This is a genomic window from Occallatibacter sp., assembly GCF_036502485.1.
Classification (GTDB): domain Bacteria; phylum Acidobacteriota; class Terriglobia; order Terriglobales; family Acidobacteriaceae; genus Telmatobacter.
Genome location: NZ_DASXYM010000163.1, coordinates 1 through 3,002 on the forward strand (window position 1 = coordinate 1; position 3,002 = coordinate 3,002).

General features: G+C 62.2%; 3 protein-coding genes. 1 reads left to right on the plus strand and 2 read right to left on the minus strand.

Annotation, left to right across the window (positions count from 1 at the left end; translation table 11 throughout):
• Together VGL22_RS20295 and VGL22_RS20300 are read right to left on the minus strand one after the other, a co-directional pair.
• The coding region (locus tag VGL22_RS20295) for a DNA translocase FtsK 4TM domain-containing protein (RefSeq protein WP_465268785.1) at nt 1–812 on the minus strand (812 nt) is incomplete at its 3' end.
• A gap of 288 nt (nt 813–1,100) precedes the next feature.
• A complete protein-coding gene (locus VGL22_RS20300) occupies nt 1,101–1,982 on the minus strand; it encodes an undecaprenyl-diphosphate phosphatase (RefSeq protein ID WP_465268786.1) in 882 nt (293 codons plus the stop codon).
• A 223-nt stretch (nt 1,983–2,205) separates the two neighbouring features.
• Here VGL22_RS20300 and VGL22_RS20305 point away from each other — a divergent pair.
• Nucleotides 2,206–3,002: phytanoyl-CoA dioxygenase family protein (locus tag VGL22_RS20305; protein WP_465268787.1), on the plus strand; the 797-nt coding region annotated here is incomplete at its 3' end.

Below are 3,002 nucleotides of genomic sequence, written 5' to 3' on the forward strand. Positions count from 1 at the left end.
AATGCGGGGATGTCATCCACCGGATTGAGTTCCGCGTTCTTGCCGCGGCGGCCGAACAGGGCAGCCAGCCGGCTGGGCTGGCGAACCTCGGCCATCGGCTCGGGGTTATCGGGCGATCCCGTGAAGATCCGTTGCGCCGGACCAGGATTGTTCTGCTCGTCTTCCGCCCATTCGGCTTCGGCGCGACGCTCGGCTCGGTCCTCGCGCCAGTTACGCCACCGGTCATGCAGAGATTGCAGACCGATCCAGCGATCTTCAATGCTCTGCAGGATAGCTCCGAAATTGATGGAAAGGGCAAAGTAGATTCCGGCTGCGGCAAGTACGCCGGCCACCACCCACGCGCCTTGGATGTTGAGCCAGGCGACCAGCACTCCTGCGATCAGGCGGCCAATCACGCCCTCCACAGGCACAGCATGGACCCAATGCCAATGCCACGGCAGCAGCGCGAACACGGCGGGAACAAAGAAGAGCGAAAGAAATGCGCCCGTGCCGCGCAGCCACGCCGCGCCCGCGTAGCGCGATCGCATCCAGCCCAACGCGATGACGCCCAGCCAGATGGGAAGAAAAAAGGCGGTGAAGCCCAGCGCCTGCAGAAACAGGTCGCTGGACCAGGCGCCGATCGGACCGATCCAGTTGTGTATGGACACGGGCATCGCCGGATCGGTCGACGTATTCAGCGATGGGTCCGTGGCATGGTAGGTCGCCAGCGACAGAAGAAACAGCAGAGAAACGAGCGCCAGGACCAACCCCAGAAACATGTTGAGCGGGCGGTTGCGCGTGGGCGCGAGAGCAATTTGGATGGGCTTGATCATAGGCACGCCGTCACTGCCCGGGGAGCACGCCGCAACCCTTCCGGTCATGCCGGACTCGCCGGCGCAGACCTCTCCTGTGCGATCGAGCTTCAGGGCGGAGGTGAGAATCCCAGAGCAGCTTTATTATCGCGGGGACAGGGGCGAAGTTCCGGCAAAACAAGCCAGGGGGAACCTGGATGTGGACCCCCGGCGAGAGAGCGCTAGCTCCGGTCTAGCTTGCGAGATGCCGGTTGGGGAGGCATGGTTTTGGGAGGGATGGTTCCTCCCTTGCCCCATGTGAACCAAAAGCTAGCCAATAATCTTTGATCCCCAGATCAGCAGCGCAATCCCCACCAGGATGCGGTAAACCGCGAAGGGCACAAAACCATGCCGCCGCACCCAGGCTAGAAACCAGCCCACCACGCCCCAGGCCACGATGAATGAGACAACGAAGCCGATGGCGAGGACAATCCAGTTCTGCGTGTTCATCACGACGTGCGCGGCCGGAGCTGCGCCTTCTGCCGCGGCCTTCCCTTTGTGCAGCACCTCGGAGTAGAGGTCGTAGGCGGTAGCAGCCAACATGGTGGGAATCGACAGCAGGAAGCTGAATTCAAGCGCCGTCGGACGGTCCATGCCGACAAGCTGGCCGGCGGCGATGGTAGACATCGAGCGCGATGTGCCGGGGAAGATCGCCGAAAGAGACTGGCAGAGGCCGATCCAGACGGCCTGACCGAATCCGATCTCCTCAGTGTGCGTGGTGTGAGGCTCAAAGCGCGAGGCCCAGGCGTCGACTACCCACATGATGATGCCGCCCAGCAGCATGGCGAGAGCAATCACCGTGAGGCTGCCAAGATTCCGGTCGCTCCATGGCTTGAGTAGCTTGGCGGGCACCGCCGTACACACAAACGCCAGAATGGTGAGCGAGATCGGGTGGGTGAAGATGTTGCGGTCGCGGCGCTCGCCCCGCGGAAAGGTGCGCATGAAATCGAGGATCCGGCCGAGATAGAGACCCACAAGAGCGAAAATGGCTCCGGCCTGGATGACGACCGTGTACATCTTCCAATACGGATCGTCGAGGTTGAGCCTGAGCAGGGCTTCGGCAATACGCAAATGCGCAGTGGAGCTGACAGGGAGGAATTCCGTCAGGCCTTCCACAATGCCCAAAATGACAGAGATGATGTAGACGTTCAATGAGCCTCCGGATGTGCCGGGATCGTTAGCGAGCCGCCGGTTGGAAAAACGGTCTCTTTCAATGATATAGCGTGTTATGTAAGGAGCCGGTAAATGGGCCGGCGGCACCCGTCTTCCCGTTATGCTCCCCTCCCGCTTCGCGCCCGCCCAACCCCTGCGATTGTGCACCGCGCGGGCGGTGGTGTAGAAAGCTGTGAGACTTGGAGGCGGCCCGCAGATGGGAATGAACACGAGTGCGGCGGTTCAGGATTTTTCAGAGTTGCACCAACCGACAGGCGCCCTGGGCTCTCTGCCCGCGGGCAGCAAAGAGTGGGACAGGTACCGCCTGACCGACGACCAGGTGGAGGCGTTTCATCGCGATGGGTATCTGGCCGGAGTGCAGGTGCTCGAGGACGGGCAAGCCGATCTTCTGTGCGAAGAGCTGACAGAGCTGATGGATCCGTCCAGCCCCAGGCATCGTCTCTTCCACGAGTACCATTCCAACGAGTCCGGCAATCCTGACACGGTTCTGTTTCACGCCCTGGGGGCCTGGCGCACCGGCCCTGCGTTTCACGATGTGCTGTGGAGCCCGGCGTTCCTCATGGCCGCATCGCAGTTGCTGAAAGGCGCCGTCCGGTTCTGGCACGACCAGCTCTTCTGCAAGCCTGCCCATCACGGCGGCGTCGTCGCCTGGCACCAGGACTACTCCTACTGGACGCGCACCGAGCCCATGGAACACCTCACCTGCTGGATCGCCCTGGATGACAGCACGCGCGACAACGGCTGTTTGTATTACGTGCCGGGGAGCCATCGCTGGAACCTGCTGCCCGTCACCGGCCTTGCCGGCGACATGGACGAGATCAGGACCGTCCTCTCGCCCGCGCAACTGGAAACATTCAAGCCCGTTCCCGCCGAAGTAAAGCGCGGACAATGCACGTTCCATCATCCGCTCATGGTGCATGGGTCCTACGAGAACCGCTCCGCCAAGCCACGGCGCGCCACGCTGGTGAATGCATTTCGAGATGGCGTTCGGTCCGGGGC